Source organism: Skermanella sp. TT6 (genome assembly GCF_016653635.2).
Taxonomy (GTDB): Bacteria; Pseudomonadota; Alphaproteobacteria; order Azospirillales; family Azospirillaceae; genus Skermanella; species Skermanella cutis.
In genome coordinates this window covers 3080293-3097801 of the sequence record NZ_CP067420.1, presented here as the reverse complement: position 1 = coordinate 3097801, position 17509 = coordinate 3080293, and the positions used below count along the sequence as shown (strand labels likewise).

General features: G+C 65.3%; 19 protein-coding genes. 12 read left to right on the top strand and 7 right to left on the bottom strand.

The features are described from left to right. Window positions 1-55 precede the first annotated feature (55 nt). Window positions 56-955, bottom strand: coding sequence for a ChbG/HpnK family deacetylase (locus IGS68_RS14645; protein WP_247880848.1), 900 nt, complete (start codon window positions 953-955; stop codon window positions 56-58). 170 nt (window positions 956-1125) lie between these two features. Between IGS68_RS14645 and IGS68_RS14640 the strand changes: the two genes are divergently transcribed. Beyond that, on the top strand, window positions 1126-2055 hold the full coding sequence (locus IGS68_RS14640; RefSeq protein ID WP_201070182.1) for an exopolyphosphatase: 930 nt from the start codon (window positions 1126-1128) through the stop codon (window positions 2053-2055). Window positions 2056-2142: 87 nt separating this feature from the next. Next, window positions 2143-3534 (top strand): sensor histidine kinase, encoded by a 1392-nt coding sequence (locus IGS68_RS14635; protein WP_201070180.1) that lies wholly within the window; start codon window positions 2143-2145, stop codon window positions 3532-3534. 69 nt (window positions 3535-3603) lie between these two features. On the opposite strand, the gene IGS68_RS14630 is transcribed toward IGS68_RS14635, so the two are convergent. Then, window positions 3604-4263 (bottom strand): class I SAM-dependent methyltransferase, encoded by a 660-nt coding sequence (locus IGS68_RS14630; RefSeq protein WP_201070177.1) that lies wholly within the window; start codon window positions 4261-4263, stop codon window positions 3604-3606. Between the two features lie 120 nt (window positions 4264-4383). Next, entirely contained in the window at window positions 4384-4554 is a 171-nt protein-coding gene (locus IGS68_RS14625; protein ID WP_201070174.1) for a hypothetical protein, read from the bottom strand. Window positions 4555-4725: 171 nt separating this feature from the next. Here IGS68_RS14625 and IGS68_RS14620 point away from each other — a divergent pair, with 171 nt between their 5' ends. Beyond that, complete coding sequence (locus IGS68_RS14620; protein ID WP_201070171.1) at window positions 4726-4917, top strand: hypothetical protein; 192 nt, start codon at window positions 4726-4728, stop codon at window positions 4915-4917. A 60-nt stretch (window positions 4918-4977) separates the two neighbouring features. On the opposite strand, the gene IGS68_RS14615 is transcribed toward IGS68_RS14620, so the two are convergent. Genes IGS68_RS14615 through IGS68_RS14605 form a run of 3 tightly spaced genes read right to left on the bottom strand, consistent with a single transcriptional unit; the run spans window position 4978 to window position 8671 of the window. Then, window positions 4978-6000, bottom strand: coding sequence for a threonine ammonia-lyase (locus IGS68_RS14615; protein WP_201070168.1), 1023 nt, complete (start codon window positions 5998-6000; stop codon window positions 4978-4980). A gap of 36 nt (window positions 6001-6036) precedes the next feature. Beyond that, on the bottom strand, window positions 6037-6720 hold the full coding sequence (locus tag IGS68_RS14610; protein ID WP_201070165.1) for a haloacid dehalogenase type II: 684 nt from the start codon (window positions 6718-6720) through the stop codon (window positions 6037-6039). Between the two features lie 4 nt (window positions 6721-6724). Continuing rightward, window positions 6725-8671 (bottom strand): lytic transglycosylase domain-containing protein, encoded by a 1947-nt coding sequence (locus tag IGS68_RS14605; RefSeq protein ID WP_247880846.1) that lies wholly within the window; start codon window positions 8669-8671, stop codon window positions 6725-6727. A gap of 99 nt (window positions 8672-8770) precedes the next feature. Here IGS68_RS14605 and dapA point away from each other — a divergent pair, with 99 nt between their 5' ends. From dapA to IGS68_RS14590, 3 genes are all read left to right on the top strand, one after another. Beyond that, a complete protein-coding gene (gene dapA / locus IGS68_RS14600; RefSeq protein ID WP_201070159.1) occupies window positions 8771-9646 on the top strand; it encodes a 4-hydroxy-tetrahydrodipicolinate synthase in 876 nt (291 codons plus the stop codon). A gap of 64 nt (window positions 9647-9710) precedes the next feature. Then, the gene (gene smpB / locus IGS68_RS14595; RefSeq protein ID WP_201070157.1) at window positions 9711-10199 is read left to right on the top strand and encodes an SsrA-binding protein SmpB; all 489 of its coding nucleotides are present in this window, start codon (window positions 9711-9713) and stop codon (window positions 10197-10199) included. Between the two features lie 58 nt (window positions 10200-10257). Then, the gene (locus IGS68_RS14590) at window positions 10258-11427 is read left to right on the top strand and encodes a zinc-dependent alcohol dehydrogenase (protein WP_201070149.1); all 1170 of its coding nucleotides are present in this window, start codon (window positions 10258-10260) and stop codon (window positions 11425-11427) included. A 114-nt stretch (window positions 11428-11541) separates the two neighbouring features. Here the strand turns inward: IGS68_RS14590 and IGS68_RS14585 are convergent, their stop codons facing one another. Beyond that, the gene (locus IGS68_RS14585; protein WP_158048089.1) at window positions 11542-12126 is read right to left on the bottom strand and encodes a LabA-like NYN domain-containing protein; all 585 of its coding nucleotides are present in this window, start codon (window positions 12124-12126) and stop codon (window positions 11542-11544) included. A 160-nt stretch (window positions 12127-12286) separates the two neighbouring features. Between IGS68_RS14585 and folK the strand changes: the two genes are divergently transcribed. The 6 genes from folK (at window position 12287) to acpS (ending at window position 17466) form a co-directional block, all read left to right on the top strand. Beyond that, window positions 12287-12781 carry a 2-amino-4-hydroxy-6-hydroxymethyldihydropteridine diphosphokinase gene (gene folK / locus IGS68_RS14580; RefSeq protein ID WP_201070146.1) on the top strand — a complete coding sequence of 165 codons (495 nt, stop codon included), beginning with the start codon at window positions 12287-12289 and terminating at the stop codon, window positions 12779-12781. A gap of 74 nt (window positions 12782-12855) precedes the next feature. After that, window positions 12856-13320, top strand: coding sequence for a DNA-directed RNA polymerase subunit omega (gene rpoZ, locus IGS68_RS14575; protein WP_201070143.1), 465 nt, complete (start codon window positions 12856-12858; stop codon window positions 13318-13320). A gap of 101 nt (window positions 13321-13421) precedes the next feature. Then, window positions 13422-15590 (top strand): RelA/SpoT family protein, encoded by a 2169-nt coding sequence (locus IGS68_RS14570; RefSeq protein WP_201070140.1) that lies wholly within the window; start codon window positions 13422-13424, stop codon window positions 15588-15590. A gap of 121 nt (window positions 15591-15711) precedes the next feature. Continuing rightward, a complete protein-coding gene (locus IGS68_RS14565; protein ID WP_201070136.1) occupies window positions 15712-16269 on the top strand; it encodes a DUF2062 domain-containing protein in 558 nt (185 codons plus the stop codon). Then, window positions 16266-17024 (top strand): pyridoxine 5'-phosphate synthase, encoded by a 759-nt coding sequence (locus IGS68_RS14560; RefSeq protein ID WP_201070133.1) that lies wholly within the window; start codon window positions 16266-16268, stop codon window positions 17022-17024. Before IGS68_RS14565 ends, IGS68_RS14560 begins: the two co-directional genes overlap by 4 nt. A 4-nt stretch (window positions 17025-17028) precedes the next feature. Further along, a complete protein-coding gene (gene acpS, locus IGS68_RS14555) occupies window positions 17029-17466 on the top strand; it encodes a holo-ACP synthase (RefSeq protein ID WP_201070130.1) in 438 nt (145 codons plus the stop codon). Window positions 17467-17509: the final 43 nt, after the last annotated feature.

Below are 17509 nucleotides of genomic sequence, written 5' to 3'. Positions count from 1 at the left end.
GAAGACTTGTACCAGAAGACCCGTTGATGCCATTGCCGCCGAATCCAAGCGGGTCCTACTCCCGGAACCTGCTCAGACGCAGGTTCCGCTTGCTGAGTAGAGCTGGCAATCCGTGCCCGCCCAGCCACTCGTACTCGACCCGGCGCTGCTCGACCACCGGATCGACCGCTCTCAAGGCATCATCGGGAATGCCGGGGTGACACATCACCAGCGCGATGCCTGCCCGGGGTGCCGGCAAATCCTCGACGAAGCGGTCCATCATCGTACCGAAAGGTACGGGTCTGGAGAAATCATAGACCCCCCGAAAGCTTTCGTTGGTGGCGATCGTATGCTTGTGCGCAAGTTTCCGCAAGCGTCCAGACAACATTGAAACGAAAAAGGTTTTCGGAATCGCGATTCCTCGCGTCGTGATAGCCGAAGCGCTGTCGTGGCACGATCGTAAGTATGGTTCGCGTGCCGAATGCTTCCCCCCTTTCAGCCTTCCGGTCACGGCCCGGACCACGGCCTCCCGAATTGTGGGGAACTGATGGACGTGCTGATGGCCGTCGATGAAGGCTGGCGACCGACCCAACGCGGACTCGAAGGCGTCGATCTGGCGGTTCAGTTCGGCATCCACCTCGCCGGCATCCAGGCGGCCGCCGTAGGCCAGCCGCATCAGCGCGCCGAGAGAGGGCAGCCGGCCCCCGGGAGCGGTGCGGGGCATGGCGCCGATCGGCCGCTGGTCCGTCAGGGTCAGGTGCAGCCCCACGTCCACCTGGTCGACATAGGGGGTCAGCCAAGTCGCGTGGTCCTTCCAGAAAGGGGTCACGGTCATGCAGCCGGTAGCCGAAAGCCTGCCGCGGTCGATCAGGTCGCGGATGGCAGAACTGACCCCCGGGGACAAGCCGTAATCGTCGGCACAAAGCACGAAGGGCACTGGGGGCCGCGTCAGGGACTTGGGGGAAATGGCGGTCACGGTGTCGGCTGATCCGTACGGAGGGTAAGGCCACGCGGCCAGCGATAGAAGCAAAGCCGCCCGGGGATTGCAACGCGGTCGGGGAGAGGGCTGGACCGGCTGCGCCTTGACCGCGCCGGCGGAAGTGATAATAAGGGGTAACTCCACGGGATTTGACGGGTGGGTGCAGCATGGACGGACGGAAGTTCCGGTTGGTCACCAGAAGCGACTTCGATGGTCTCGTCTGCGCCGTCCTGCTTCGGGAACTGGGCATGATCGAGGACATCAAGTTCGTCCATCCCAAGGACATGCAGGACGGGGTGATCTCCATCGGTCCCCTGGACATCACGACCAATCTTCCATACGTGCCCGGCGTCCACCTGGCTTTCGACCACCATCTCAGCGAGACCAGGCGCGTCGGCCAGCATCCCAACCATGTCATCGACCCCAAGGCGCCCTCGGCAGCCCGTGTGGTCTACGATCACTACGGCGGGGCAGGGAGGTTCACCGGGATCTCCGAGGAGATGATGACGGCGGTCGACCAAGCTGACTCGGCCGATTACGGGATCGACGATATCCTGCGCCCGACCGGCTGGACATTGCTGAACTTCCTGATGGACCCGAGGACGGGACTCGGGCGATTCCGGGATTTCCGGATCTCCAACTACCAGCTCATGATGGAGCTGATCGACCGTTGCCGGGATCACGACATCGACGGCATCCTGGCGCTGCCCGACGTCGCCGAGCGGGTCGAACTCTACTTTGCCCAGGAGGAGCTTTTCAGGCAGCAGGTCGCCCGCATCGCGGCGGTTCACCAGGATCTCGTCGTCCTGGACCTGCGGGCGGAGGAGACCATCCATGCCGGGAACCGCTTCATGGTCTACGCGCTCTACCCCGATTGCCGCATCTCCATGCATGTGCTGTGGGGCGTGAAGCAGCAGAACACCGTTTTCGCGGTGGGCAAGTCGATCCTCGACCGCACGTCGCCGGTCGCCGTCGGCCCGCTCATGCTCGAGTACGGCGGCGGCGATCATGCGGCGGCCGGAACCTGCCAAGTGACCAACGACCGCGCGGAAATCGTCAAAAGGGAACTGATAGAACGACTTTCTACCTTTAAATGAAACAAATTTCCAACACTTAGCAATTTATCAACCTGTCGGGCGCAGGCTCGGCAGGTCCCATTGTGAAGCTTGAAGGACGGCACTTCGATGGAGACGGTTCCTGTCGGCCCTCTTGGATGTACCGTCCGTCGCGCAGCGCTCCAGGGAATCCTGATCCTCTGCGTCTCCATCGGAGCGACCCTCGGCTTGGCGGCCCTGGGCGTGCTCGAGGCCTTCGCTGCCCCGCTCATCACCATCCTGATCGCGTCCTTGACGGCGGCTCTGGCGATGCAGTTCCGGCTGCGGCGGCAGCTGAGCCGGGCAGCGGCGCCAGCGGCAGCGGCAGCGGCTCCGGAACCGGGCCTGCCGGCCGATGATATCCATGCCTCCATCGTCGCGGCCATGCCGGAGCTGATCCTGATCAGCCGCAACGGGCGGGTGGACTACATCAACGGCAGCGGACTCCGCATGGTGGGCGCGGCATCGGCCGATATACTCCTCGCCCGCCCGGTGCTGGATCTCGTCGACGGCGTCACGTCGCGGGAGATCCGGGATCGTATCGAAGCCGCGCTTCTCGTCGGGGAGCAGGTCGCCCCCTGCGAGATATGGCTCGCCCGTTTCGACGGCGCCCCGGTGTGCGTCGAGGCATGCGGCGTGCCGATGGGCGTTCAGCCGGATCCCCTGGTCCTGCTGATCGCCCGGGACATCTCCGACCAGCGCCGGGCCGAGGCGGCCTTGCGCCAGGCAAAGGAGCAGGCGGAACTCGCGAACCGTACCAGAAGCCAGTTCCTGGCGAACATGAGCCACGAACTGCGCACGCCCCTGAACGCGATCATCGGATTTTCCGAGATCATCGCCGACGAGGCTTTCGGCCCGGCCGGACAGCCGCTCTATACCGAGTATGCCCGCGATATCCGCGACGGGGGGTGTCATCTCCTGAGGGTGATCAACGACATCCTGGACTATTCCAAGGTCGAGGAGGGGAAGATGGAACTGTACGAGGACATCGGCGATGTCGCCGAGATCCTCGCGGCGTCCATCAGGGTCGTGATCGGGCGCGCGGAGAGCGCCGACGTCCGGATCACGCTGGAGATCCAGGAGAACCTGCCCCACGTCCTGGTGGACGCCATGAAACTGAAGCAGGTCCTGTTGAACCTGCTGTCCAACGCGGTCAAGTTCACGGCGCGGGGAGGCTGCATCACCGTCTCCGCCGCCGCGGCGTCCGATGGCGGACTGGACATTGCCGTCGCCGATACGGGGATCGGGATGACGAAAGCCGAAATCGACATGGCGCTGGAGCCGTTCACCCAGGTCGAATCCGACCTGAGCCGGAGATACGAGGGGACTGGGCTGGGCCTTCCGATCACCAACTCGCTGGTCGAACTGCATGGCGGACGCCTGCTCATCGCGAGCACGCCCGGTGTCGGCACGCGCGTGACGGTCCACCTGCCGGTTTCCAGGATTCTCCGGCAGGCGGCTCCGTCCCTGGCCGAGCGATGACCCTGCACTTTCCGGGAGATCGGCACGATCGTCCCGAAAGCAGAAGCCGACAAGCGAATGCCGCAGGCGTTACCCGCGCCGCAGGGCCGCGATCTCCCGCTGGGACACGTCTCCGCCCTGCTTCCCTTCCGGGCTCAGGACCAGCAACTTCACGACGTCGCCCATGACGAAGTCGTTCCTCACCGGGGCCAGCCGGGCTTCAGGAAGATAAGATTCGTATTGCGCGGTGTAGCGCGCGGCGAAGGCGAAATTCAGCCAGGGCGAGACGACGCGCATCATCAGGCGGACCGGCGCCTTCTTCGACATCGTGTAGTCCAGGATGCGGATCGTTCCGGTCGGCTTGCAGATGCGGCGCATCTCGCGCAGCACCGGGAGTTGGAGCTCCTCCGGCAGGACGCAGAACACGAACGTCGCCGCTATGACGTCGAAATGGTCGTCGGGAAATCTGGTCCTGGTCAGATCCATCTCCAGGAATTCGGCGCTGATGCCTTCCTTTGCGGCACGCTTCCTGGCCCTGACCAGCATGCCGGGACTGTTGTCCACTCCGATGACCCGGGCGTTCCTGGGATAGAAGGGAATGTTGCATCCCGTACCGGCACCGGCATCCAGTATCAGCCCGTCGGCATCGCGGAATACATCATTGCGCAGCCGCCGCTTCCAGGAAACTTCGTAGGCTTTGTCCAGCACGTCGTAAAGAGGAGCAATCCGCTCGTACTTTTCGTAACTCACCGCCCATCACCCTTCGCTGGAGATCATCTCAACGCATCGGGTGCGGATACTCGGTGCTGGAACATAAGGCAAATGAACCTTTTAATACGTCCGGTCCCGTAAAAGTACCGGAGGCCCGTCTCAGCTTTTCCCCCCGAGGATCAGGACATAGCGTCCGTCGCGCGTCATGGGTGGTAGTCGGCAGGCGTTCTTCCGCTGCTGGTCCTCGTGGCGCATGGCCATGACCTCCTCAAGCTTTCGCAGCGGCCGCAGCAGATAGGGGCTGACATTCGTGCTCTTGGTATCGTCCATGACGCAAATCGCCTGCCGGAAAACCGTTCTGGTTCGAAGAATATGGACGTTCACCCGGCAGGACGGGAGAGCGATTACGTCTGTGAGCATACGTACTGACGGTTTAGCCATCCGGGAAATGGATCGGAATCGCTCTCTCATCCGTTGGTGCTCCCGGATGGAGGAAAATAAATGAAAATCATCGAACGCCGGCCCGGCGGCTATCTGGTTGACTGCGGTTGCGCTCACGGGGACCCGTTCGTTCAGCGTCGTCCGGCGCTGGCGACCGAATGCCCCAAATGCGGCAAGACCGGAATGATGGCCGAACTGGTGACGACCTGGGTCATCGCGAACGACCGCGAGCGGGTCGAAGCCGCGGACTGATCTCCCGGACCGGAACCGCGCCGGGGGGGGCGGGAGACCGGTGGTCCCCGCCCTGCATCCTCAACCGGCGGCGCCATCTGCGGCAGCCAGGGCCCTTCCATAGACGAGCGGGTCGACATTGCCGCCGGAGCACACGACCGCGACCGTCTTGCCCGACGTGGGTACCCTGCCGGCCAGTACCGCCGCCAGAGCCACCGCGCCCCCCGGTTCGACGACCAGCTTGAAATGATCCCGCGCCACCGCCATCGCGCGGCAGACCTCGTCATCGGTGACGGCGGTCCCTCCCGCCAGATGCGCCGCATTGACCGCGAAGGTCAACTCTCCCGGCTGTGCGGCCAGAAGCGCATCGCAGAACGACGCGGCGCCGGGTTCGTTGGAGAGACGCCTGCCGGCGGCGAGCGACCGGCGCGTATCGTCGAAACCCTCGGGCTCGACGGCATGAACCGTGGCTTCGGGCAGCTTTCCGGCCAGGGCCAGCGCGATTCCGCTGATCATTCCGCCGCCTCCGCAGGGCGCCAGCACCATGTCGGGCCGTGCGCCTGCGCCTGCCGCCTGGTCGGTCAACTCCAGGCCGATCGTTCCCTGGCCGGCCATGACTTGGGGATCGTCATACGGCCGTACCAGCGTGGCGCCCGTCTCCGCCGAGATACGCGCACCGATCGCTTCCCTGTCCTCGGTCCAGCGGTCGTATAGAACGACCTTGGCACCCCAGGCCCGCGTATTGGCGACCTTGATCGCGGGCGCGTCCGACGGCATAACGATGGTCGCCCCGATCCCGAGCAGCCTGGCCGCAGCGGCCACGCCCTGGGCATGGTTGCCGGAAGAGAATGCCACCACTCCGCGCGGGCGTTCCGATTCCGGGATCAGGCTGATGCGATTGAAGGCGCCCCGGAACTTGAAACTGCCGGTGCGCTGAAGCACCTCGGCCTTGACCAGCAGCCTGCATCCCAAGGCATCGTTCAGAAGCGGAGATTCCAGCAGCGGCGTGACGACGGCGTGCCCGGCCAGCCGCTCGGCGGCGGCAACGATGTCGGAGTAGCCGGGCAGGGGACCGACATCGGGGGGCGGGGAGGCGGAAGACATAGGCGAACCCTTGGTGACGGAAGACGGCGGGACCGTTCAGGCATCCCCGCGCGCGACAAGCTCGGGCAGGGAATCCAGGCTGCGCAGCACGACCTTGGGGGATCCGGGAAGCCGGTCGCTCGTGTGGCCGAGCCGGTTCAGCCATACCGTCCGAAAGCCGAAATGCGCGGCTCCGGCGACATCCCACCCGTTCGACGACACGAAGCAGATCCGCTCGCGATTCAGGCCGAGCCTGTCGCAGGCGAGCTGATAGACCGACGCGTGCGGCTTGTAAATGCCGACCTCCTCGACCGAGAGGACGGCATCCAGGTCATCCGCGATCCCGGCGCTCGCGACACCTGAGGTCAGCATGCCGGGCGTTCCGTTCGACAGGATGGCGGTCGTCAACCCGGCCCGCCTCAGTTCCGCCAGGACCGGCGCCACGTCCGGATAGCAGTCGAGCGACAGGTACCGCTCCATCAGCCGGTGCTTCAGCCCTTCGCCCCGGAGTCCGGCGGCATCGAGCGCGTAATCCAGTGCATCGGCGGTGACCTGCCAGAAGTCCCGATGCTCTCCCATCAGGCTCAGCAGCCAAGTGTATTCGAGTTGCCGGGTACGCCAGACGGCGCCGACCTGGTCGGCCTTGTCTCCCAACTCCCCCGCCAAGCGTCCGGTCGCCGACCGGACGTCCAGGAGGGTACCGTAGGCGTCGAAGACGCAGGCCGAAATGCCGGTCAGCATGGCTTCACCGTCTCAGATCCTCCTCCAGCAGCAACTTCGCCGTGCCGCCGTTCATGCGGGCGCGATAGACATGGAGAGCTTCCATCACCCGCTGGACATAGTTGCGCGTCTCGTAGATCGGAATCAACTCGATCCAGTCGACCGCGTCCACGCCTTCCGCCCGCGGATCGCCGTTGGCGCGAAGCCATTCGCGCACCCGGCCGGGCCCGGCGTTGTAACCCGCTATGGCAAGGATGTAGGAGCCGTTGAAGCGGTCCAGCAACTCCCTCATGTAGGCGCTGCCCAGGGCGATGTTGTATTCCGGGTCTGCCGTCAGCCGTCCGTTGGTGTGCTCCATGCCCAACTGGTTCGCCACCTGCTTGGCGGTCGCGGGCATCAGCTGCATCAGTCCCCGGGCGCCCGCCGAGCTGATGGCATTCTGGTTGAACGTGCTCTCCTGCCGGATCAGGGAATGGACCAGCGCGGGTTCCAGCCAGCCGAGCTGCGGCATGCCGACGACGGGATAACCCGCGTCCGCCAGCGTTATGTCGTCCTGCACCGCCTGCTTGGCGACGGCCACCGCCAAGTCGGCACGGCCGAGATCGCGCGCCAGCCCGGCGGCCAGGGTGTACTCTTCCGCCGTCCTGGCGTTCGACCCCATCCGGCGGACGAAGATCCCCTCGCGGTCGGCGACCGGATCGATCCGGTTCAGCATCCTGGCCAGTCTCGGCAATTCCCGTCGCCCGAACGCCGCGACCGCCTCCGCGGAAGGCCGCGCCTCCGCCGGCAGGACGCCCGCGGACGGCGCGCGAAGGCGCTGCTGGGCAAGCTGACCGTAGAAGGTCGTGACGTGCTGGGCCGCCGAGCCGTACCATCCGCGCGCCGCGTCCGGCTGCCTCATCGCCTCGGCGGCGCGCCCGGCCCAGTAGGCGCCCCGCGCCCGGCTGATCGGCGCGCTGACGCTAGCGTACAGCCGCTCGAAATGCTTCAGCGCCTGCTGCGGTCTGTCGAGGAAGCGCAGCGCCAGCCACCCCGACAGGAATTCGGCTTCCGCCAGAGGAAGCCCGTCCGCCTGCCCGTGGCTGGAGGCGATGCGGTAGGCCTCGGCGTAGGCGCCGCGCTCGATCGACCTACGGGCCAGGATGTGCATCTCGGTCCACCACGCCGCCGGCCGCCCCAGTTCGGCCGGCTTGTTCATCAGAATCTCCAACGCGCCGGCATCCAGGTCCTTCCGCCGCCGCCAGCGTGCGCGCTCGTAGAGGAGCCCGGGATCGTTGCGCAGGCTGGGCGGCACCTTGTTGATCAGGGCGTCGACATTGCCCCGCTTCATGCCGGCCAGGTGGAACCGGGCTTCGGCAAGGGCCTGATACCCGCTGCCCACCAGGGGGAGCATGCGGCGGGCGGCCGACTCCTCGTTGTCCCACATCAGCCGGTCGAACCGGGCCAGATGGTCCCGGGGGCGCAGCAGGTCGCCGAAACGCGAGCGGAAATCCTGTTCCTCGGTCAGGCCGAAGCCGCCGGCCACCCAGCGCTCCCGAACCAGTTCGGCGGCCTGCGCGGTCTTGCCGTCGTTCAGCAGCACCGTGGCATACCGCAAGGTTCCGCCGCCGGTCAGCGGAGGATAGGCCTCGAACCAGGCCTTCACGTCGGCGGCCGGCATCCAGAGCGGCATCGCCATTTCGGCGTTCCTGCGCAGGGCGTTCAGGTTCGGCCATTCCGGGTTGCCGCGGACGAAGGCGGCGATGGAATCGAAGCTCGCATCGGTTCCCGGCCGCGCCATGTCGAGCCACTGGATGGCCTTTGCCGGCAGCGGCTCCCCGGCCTGGGAGGCCAGGGCCTTCGCCTCGTCCCAGCGGCCGCTCTCCGCGGCCCTGAAGGCGGTGCGGTAGAGGGCCAGGTCGCGTTCGCCCAATTCGGCGGCCGCCGCTCCGGGCGTCCAGGCGCCGCACGCGACGGACAAGGCCAGCGCCAAGCCGAGTACCATCGCATGGGCGGGGCGGGCGCACTTGCCGTACCAGTCCGCTGCGGCTAATGTGCCTGCCTTGTTTCTTGTGCCGGTACGGAGGTCGGTATGTTTTCGGGGTCCATCGTCGCGCTCTTGACGCCTTTCAAGAACGGGAAAGTCGACGAGAAAGCCTTCCAGTCCTTCGTCGATTGGCAGATTGGCCAGGGCACCAACGGGCTGGTTCCGGTCGGGACGACCGGGGAGTCCCCGACCCTCAGCCATGAGGAGCACATGCGCGTCGTCGAGCTGTGCATCGAGGCGGCCGCCGGCCGGGTGCCGGTCATCGCCGGCGCCGGCTCCAACTCGACCGCGGAGGCGATCGCCTTCACGCGCCACGCCAAGAAGGCGGGCGCGGAGGCCGTGCTTACCGTCACGCCCTATTACAACAAGCCCACGCAGGAAGGTCTGTATCAGCATTACAAGGCGATCCACGATGCTGTAGAAATTCCGATCATCATTTACAACATACCGGGTCGCAGCGTGATCGACATGACGGTTGCCACTATGGCACGTCTCGCGAAGCTTCCCAATATCGTCGGGGTCAAGGATGCCACGGCCGACTTGACCAGACCGTTAAGAACCCGCGTCGAAATCGGACCTGAATTCTGCCAGCTCAGCGGCGAGGATGCCACTGTCGTCGGTTACCTGGCCCAGGGGGGGCATGGGTGCATCTCGGTGACCGCCAACGTCGCTCCCGCCCAGTGCAGCCAGCTTCATGCCGCCTGGGCAGCGAACGACAGGCCGACCGTCGAGCGGCTGCGCGACCAGCTGATGCCGCTCCACCACGCCCTGTTCCTGGAGACCAGCCCCGCGCCGGTCAAGTACGCGGCCAGCCTGCTCGGCCTCTGCTCCGAGGAGGTCAGGCTGCCGGTGGTCCCGGTGACGGACGCGACCCGGACCGCGGTGCGTGAGGCGATGGTGAAGGCGGGCGTGCTCAACTGAGCATGCCCGGCGGCACGCCATAAGACAACCTGCGTGGCAGGAAGAAGAAAGTAGAGGAATAACCATGGCTCAGCCGGGGCCCGTCTCGGGCCGGATCGCGGCTCAGAACCGCCGTGCCCGGTTCGATTACTTCATCGACGAAACGCTAGAGGCGGGGATCATGCTGGTCGGCACGGAGGTGAAATCCCTCCGGGCCGGCAAAGCCAGCATCAACGAATCCTATGCGGGCGAGCAGAACGGCGCCTTGTATCTGGTCAACGCCTACATTCCGGAGTACCAGCTCGCCGGCCAGTATTATCAGCACGAGACCAAGAGGCCGCGCAAGCTGCTGGTCCACAAGCGGGAGATGAACCGCCTGATGGGCGCCATCAAGCGCGAGGGCGTCACGATCGTCCCGCTGTCGATCTATTTCAACGCGCGCGGCATCGCCAAGGTCGAGCTTGGGGTCGCGCGCGGCAAGAAGAAGGTGGACAAACGCGCCTCGGAGAAGGAGCGCGACTGGCAGAGGGACAAGGCCCGCGTGATGCGCAGCAAGGGGAAGGACGTGGATTAAGGAACCATACCAGCCCAACCCGGTTGGAGCCTCCGACGGAAAGACAAAGGAGACTCCGATGCGCGCACTGGTCTGGCATGGCAAGGAAGATGTCCGGGTCGATACCGTTCCCGATCCCAAGATCCTGAATCCCAGGGATGCGGTGGTCAAGATCACGTCGACGGCGATCTGCGGCTCGGATCTGCACCTGTACGGCGGCTACATCCCCTCGCTGAAATCCGGCGACATCCTGGGCCACGAGTTCATGGGCGAAGTGGTCGAGGTCGGCAAGGAGCCGGGACGGCTGAAGGTGGGCGACCGTGTCGTCATTCCGTTCACCATCGCCTGCGGGCACTGCTATTTCTGCGACCACGACCTCTGGTCGCTGTGCGACAACTCCAACCCCAATGCGGAGATGACGGCGAAGGTCATGGGGCAGTCGCCGTCGGGGCTGTTCGGCTATACCCACCTGTTCGGCGGCTATGCCGGCGGGCAGGCCGAGTATGTCCGCGTGCCCTACGCCGACGTCGGCCCTTACAAGGTCCCCGACGGTTTCAGCGACGACCAGGTCCTGTTCCTGACCGACATCTTCCCGACCGGCTACATGGCGGCCGAGAACGCCGACATCGAGCCCGGCGACACGGTCGCGGTTTGGGGATGCGGACCGGTCGCGCAGTTCGCGATCCGCAGCGCCTATCTCCTCGGGGCGGAGCGCGTGATCGCGATCGACCGCGTGCCGGAGCGACTCGCCATGGCGCGCGATGGCCGGGCGATCACGATCAACTTCGACGAGGAGGACGTTCACGACCGGCTGATGGAACTGACCGGCGGGCGCGGTCCGGACAGTTGCATCGACGCGGTCGGTATGGAGGCCCACGGAGGCGGAAGCGTCGACGCGATCTACGACCGGGTCAAGTTCGCCGCCTTCATGACCACCGACCGGGCCCATGCGCTGCGCCAGGCGATCATGGCGTGCCGCAAGGGCGGTACGGTGTCGCTGGCGGGCGTGTATGGCGGCGTGGTCGACAAGATCCCCATGGGGGCCGCCTTCAACAAGTCGCTGAAATTCAAGATGGGGCAGACCCACGTCCACAGGTACTTGCCGCGCCTGATGAAGCACATCCAGGACGGTGACCTGGATCCCAGCTTCGTGATCACCCACAAGCTGCCGTTGGATCAGGCGCCCGAAGGTTACCGGATCTTCCGGGAGAAGAAGGACAATTGCATCAAGGTGGTCCTGAAGCCCTGAGCGCCGTCGGCGATTCCGGCTGAAGGATGACTCGCCGGCAGAACGAAAAGCCGGACCGGGAAATCATCCCGGTCCGGCTTTCTGTTCCTGCGGCATCGGAAGACCGGCAGGGGGTCAGGCGGTTTCGTACAGGTTGCTGTGCGGATCGTTCGACGGCGGATCGCGATGCTGGTGGACGCGGGCGATCGACGGCGACAGATCCTGGAGTTCGATGAAGTTGTCCGCCTGCCGGCGCAGTTCGTCGGCGACCATGGGCGGCTGGCTGCGAACCGTGCTGATCACCGAGACCCGCACCCCTTTCCGCTGCACCGCATCGACCAGCCGCCGGAAATCGCCGTCGCCGGAAAACAGCAGGATATGGTCGACATGCTCGGCCATCTCCATCACGTCGATGGCCAGTTCGATGTCCATGTTCCCCTTGATCTTGCGGCGGCCGGACGCGTCCGTGAATTCCTTTGTGGGCTTTGTTACCATGGTGTAACCATTGTAATCGAGCCAGTCCACCAGCGGCCGGATCGGGGAGTATTCCTGATCCTCGACCAGCGCTGTATAGTAAAAGGCTCGGACAAGGCGACCTTTCGATGCGAACAGATCAAGGAGGCGTTTGTAATCGATATCGAAGCCGAGCGCTCTCGCTGCAGCATATAAATTTGCACCGTCTATGAACATTGCGATGCGTTCTTCTTGATAGAAAATCATCTGATTACCTTTTGGACTATAATGGTTGTCACGCATCGGCCAATTTCTTATCCCGCTTCGCTCACCAAGCAGGAGGGTCTTTAATGCCGCATTGGCCACGATGTAGAGATAGGGCAATGCTTCCAAGCAGACAAGAGGTTCCCTGGAGGTCCCGAGAAAAGTGATTTTCATCGCATTAGGATCAAACCTTTCCAGTGATGTCTATGGCTCGCCCCAAGACATATGCGAAGCTGCGATAGATGCGCTGCAAGACCGCGGAATCTCTGTGGTCGCTCGCTCCCGCTGGTTCAGGACGGCACCAGTTCCAGTGTCGGATCAACCCTGGTTTGTTAACGGAGTCGCCGCGGTATCTACAGGGCTGAACCCTGCCGGCCTCTTGTCAGTACTGCATGAAGTCGAGGCGGAATTCGGGCGGACCCGCACCCTTCGCAACGAAGCTCGGATCCTCGACCTGGACCTGATCGCGTATGACGAGCTTGTAACAGACGGCGCGACGCCTCCGACGCTCCCGCATCCGCGGATGCACGAGCGGGCCTTCGTCCTGCTCCCGCTCTCCGACATCGCGCCGGACTGGAGGCATCCCGCCACGGGAGCCGCCCTGCCGGACCTGATCGCGGCGCTTTCCGCGGGCCAGCGAGCCGAACCGAAGGCATGACAAGTGTCGCGCTTGCTTCGGTCATGTCCAAACCGTATATAGAAAAGCTTGGCATATTGTTGGAGTTTGCCCTTATGGCACGCGTAACCGTTGAAGACTGCGTCATCAAGATTCCAAATCGTTTCGAGCTGGTCATGATGGCCGCCCAGCGGGCGCGGGACGTCGCCACGGGTGCTCCGCTGTCGATCGACCGCGACAACGACAAGAATCCGGTCGTGGCGCTGCGCGAGATCGCCGATGAGACCATCGGCTTGGACGAGTTGCGCAACGCGCTGATCCGCGGCCACCAGAAGGTGGTCGAGGCCGACGAGCCCGAGGACGACATCGTCGAGCTGATGGCCGGCGAGCAGGCTTGGGCCCAGCAGATGACCGTGGGTGATGACGACCTGGGCGGCGACGACCTGGGCGCCGACGGCGACGTCGAGGAGGGCGACGACGTCCTTGCCGACATGGAGCAGGAGCCGGGCATCGACATCGACAGCGAGGAAGGCCAGCTGGTCGACCGCGACGTCGACGATGTCGGCAAGGCCTACGAGTAAGGGGGCCGGCCGGGACTTCGGGTGTCGGATCGCTGGAGGATCGGCGTACGAGTGTGCGAGATCGAATTCATGACGCCGTCGTTTGCCGCGGGTGAGGGGCGATGATCCGGCAGTACGAACTTGTCGAGCGCGTCAAGGCGTATGATCCGGGCGCGGATGAGGACGCCCTCAACCGCGCTTACGTCTTCTCGATGCGTGCCCATGGTTCGCAGACGCGGGCCAATGGCGACCCCTACTTCTCCCACCCGTTGGAAGTCGCCGGCATCCTCACCCAGATGAAGCTGGACAGCGCTTCGATCGTGACGGCCCTGCTGCACGACACGGTCGAGGACACCGTAGCGACTCTCGAGGACGTGCAGCGCCTGTTCGGGGCCGACATCGCCCGGCTCGTCGACGGCGTCACCAAGCTGTCGCGCATCGAGCTTCAGAACATCGAGACCCAGACCGACCAGGCCAAGCAGGCGGAGAACTTCCGCAAGCTGGTCCTGGCCATGTCGGAGGACATCCGCGTCCTGCTGGTCAAGCTGGCCGACCGGGTCCACAACATGCGGACGCTGTCGTACCTGCGCGACCCGGAGAAGCGGAAGCGGATCGCCCGCGAGACGCTGGAGATCTACGCGCCGCTGGCCGAGCGAATCGGCATCCACAAGATGAAGGACGAGCTGGAAGACCTCTCCTTCGCCGAGCTGAATCCGGACGCCCGGGACAGCATCCTCGCCCGTCTGGCTTTCCTGCGCACGTCGGAGGGCGGGCTGGTCGGCCGCGTCCTGGACGAATTGCGCCAGACCCTCGCCGAGCACGGTTTGCCCGACGCGATGGTTACCGGGCGGGAAAAGACGGCCTACTCGATCTGGCGCAAGATGCAGCGCAAGAACGTGGCCTTCGAGCAGCTCTCCGACATCATGGCGTTCCGCGTCATGGTCGACTCGGTCGAGCAGTGCTATCAGGCGCTGGGCGTCATCCATGCCCGCTACCCGGTCGTGCCGGGCCGCTTCAAGGATTACATCTCGACTCCCAAGCCCAACGGCTATCGCAGCATCCACACGTCGGTGATCGGGCCGGAGCGGCAGCGGATCGAGGTGCAGATCCGCACCACCGACATGCACGAAGTGGCGGAACTGGGCGTCGCAGCACATTGGGCCTACAAGCAGAACCATCAGCGCACCGAGGGGCGCCAGTATCGCTGGCTGCGCGAGCTGCTCGACATCCTGGAGCATGCCCAGAAGCCCGAGGAATTCCTGGAGCACACCAAGCTGGAACTGTTCCAGGACCAGGTGTTCTGCTTCACCCCCAAGGGCGACCTGATCGCGCTGCCGCGCGGTGCCACCCCGGTCGACTTCGCCTATGCGGTCCACAGCCAGATCGGCGATACCTGCGTCGGCGCCAAGGTCAACGGGCGGATGCTGCCGCTGCGGAGCCAGCTCCAGAACGGCGACCAGGTGGAGATCTTCACCTCCAAGGCCCAGACGCCGTCGCCCACATGGGAGCGCTTCGTCGTCACGGGCAAGGCGAGGGCGCGGATCCGCCGGTTCATCCGGACCCAGCAGCGCTCGCAGTACATCGATCTCGGCAAGGCCCTGCTCCAGAAGCTGTTCCGGCAGGAGGGCTACGAGTTCTCCGACAAGGCGGTGGAAGGCGTCGTGAAGATCTTCCAGGCGTCCTCCGTGGACGACCTGTTCGCCAGCGTCGGCGCCGGGCTCCAGTCGGCGCGCGAGGTCTTCAACGCGGTCTTCCCCGGCCACAAGCCGGCGTCGGAACGGGACGACAAGGTCGTTCCGATCAGCCGGTCCACCCGGCACAAGCACAAGAAGGACATCCCGCTCCCGATCCGCGGCCTGATACCGGGCATGGCGGTCCACTACGCGGGATGCTGCCACCCGCTGCCGGGCGACCGCATCGTCGGAATCGTGACAACCGGCAAGGGCGTCACGATCCATACGATAGACTGCGAGACGCTGGAAAGCTTCAGCGACACGCCGGAACGCTGGATCGATGTCGGCTGGGACAGCGGCGGAGAGGCGGCCGAGGAGCATGTCGGCCGCATCAATGTCATCATCGCGAACGAGGCGGGCAGCCTGGGAACCCTGTCCACCGTGATCGGCAAGAACGGCGGCAACATCACCAACCTGAAGATCACCAGCCGGAACACGGACTTCTTCGAGATGCTGATCGACATCGACGTCAAGGACGTCAAGCATCTGACCAACATCATCGCGGCTCTCCGGGCAACTCCGGTTATCAATTCGGTCGATCGGGCACGCGGACGGTGACTGAACGCGGCCCCGGCTCCATATAGGACGGGGACGGCGGCGGATACGAGCCTTCGGCGCTGTATCAGCCGTCCCCCGTTGCAACCCCGTCCTGTTCAGACAGACTGATCCGTTCCCTATCATGTTCCGCCGCCGAACCAAGCACGCCTTCCATCATCGAATCCGCGACCTGTTCTGGCCGCGCGCGGGATGGCGTCGTTCCTCGGCCTACGTGGTTCACCGGATCGGCCGGCTTCCGGGAACGCCCTATTCGATCGCGGCAGGCTTCGCGTGCGGAGCCGCCGTCTCCTTCACGCCTTTCATCGGCCTCCACTTCCTGCTCGCGGCAGGCCTCGCCCTGATCCTGCGCGGCAACCTGCTGGCGTCGGCGATCGGGACCGTCGTCGGAAATCCCTGGACTTTTCCCGGCATCTGGTTGGCGACGTACCGTCTTGGGGCTATGGTGTCGGGACAATCGCACGAAGGGGAAGTGGCGGCCCGGCACCTGACCCTGACGATGATCCTCGACCATCCGGGACAGGTGTTCCTGCCCATGGTCATCGGCGGCACGCTGCTGGGGATCGTCGCCTGGTTCCTGTTCTTCCTCCCCGTGCGCGCCGCGGTATCGGCCTATCATGCCCGGCGTGTCCTGCGGCGGACGAAAAAGGCGCGGCACCGCAAGCTGGAGCTTGAAGTATGATACGCACCCTGCGCCTCGGCGTGAACATCGACCATGTCGCGACGATCCGAAATGCCCGGGGCGGCAGGCACCCGGATCCCGTTCGCGCCGCCCGCGCCGCGGCGCAGGCCGGAGCCGACGGCATCACCGCCCACCTGCGCGAGGACCGGCGCCATATCACGGACGACGACGTAGAGCGGCTGGTCGCGGAGAGCGAGCTTCCCCTGAACCTGGAGATGGCGGCGACCGCGGAGATGGTCGCCATCGCCCTGCGCCACCGGCCGCATGCCGCCTGCATCGTTCCCGAGCGGCGGGAGGAGCGGACGACCGAGGGCGGGCTGGACGCAGCCGGCAACCGGGACGCGCTCGCCCCGATGGTCCGCGACCTGGGTGCCGCAGGCATCCGGGTGTCCCTGTTCGTCAATCCCGATCCGATCCAGCTGGATGCCGCCGCGGAACTGGGCGCTCCGGTGGTCGAGCTCCACACGGGATCCTATTGCGACGCCGAGGCGGACGATGTCCGCGACCACGAGCTGGAGCGCATCCGGACCGCCGCCGCCCATGCGGAGAGGATCGGCCTGGAGTGCCATGCGGGCCATGGCCTCGCCTTCGACACCGTCGGCCGGGTCGCGGCCATTCCGACCATCGTGGAGTTGAACATCGGGCATTTCCTGATCGGCGAAGCGGTTTTCGGCGGGCTGGACGGGACCATCCGGCGGATGCGCGCCTTGATGGACCGGGCGCGGTCCGGCACCGACGACCGGCGCGGTGCCTGACGCCATGATCCTCGGCATCGGCAACGATCTGATCGATATCAGGCGCATCGAGCGCACCCTGGAGCGCTACGGCGAGCGGTTCCTGGACCGCGTCTTCACAGAGGTGGAGCGGCGCAAGTCGGACCGGCGCAACCAGCGCGCCGCCAGCTACGCCAAGCGGTTCGCCGCCAAGGAGGCCTGCGCGAAGGCGCTTGGCACCGGGCTGAACCGCGGCGTCTACTGGCGCGACATGGGCGTGGTGAACCTGCCGGGCGGGCAGCCGACCATGCGCCTGACCGGAGGCGCCCTGGAGCGCCTGAAGCAGATCACGCCGCCGGGCATGTCACCCGTGATACATCTCACCTTGACCGACGACCTCCCTTTGGCGCAAGCCATCGTCATCATATCAGCCGTGCCCGCCGGTGAAGCCGTCCAGGACGGTTCCTCCACCCCTCAAACCTGACCGCCACGGAGCAGCCGCCCCCGGGTGGCGTCACGCCATGACA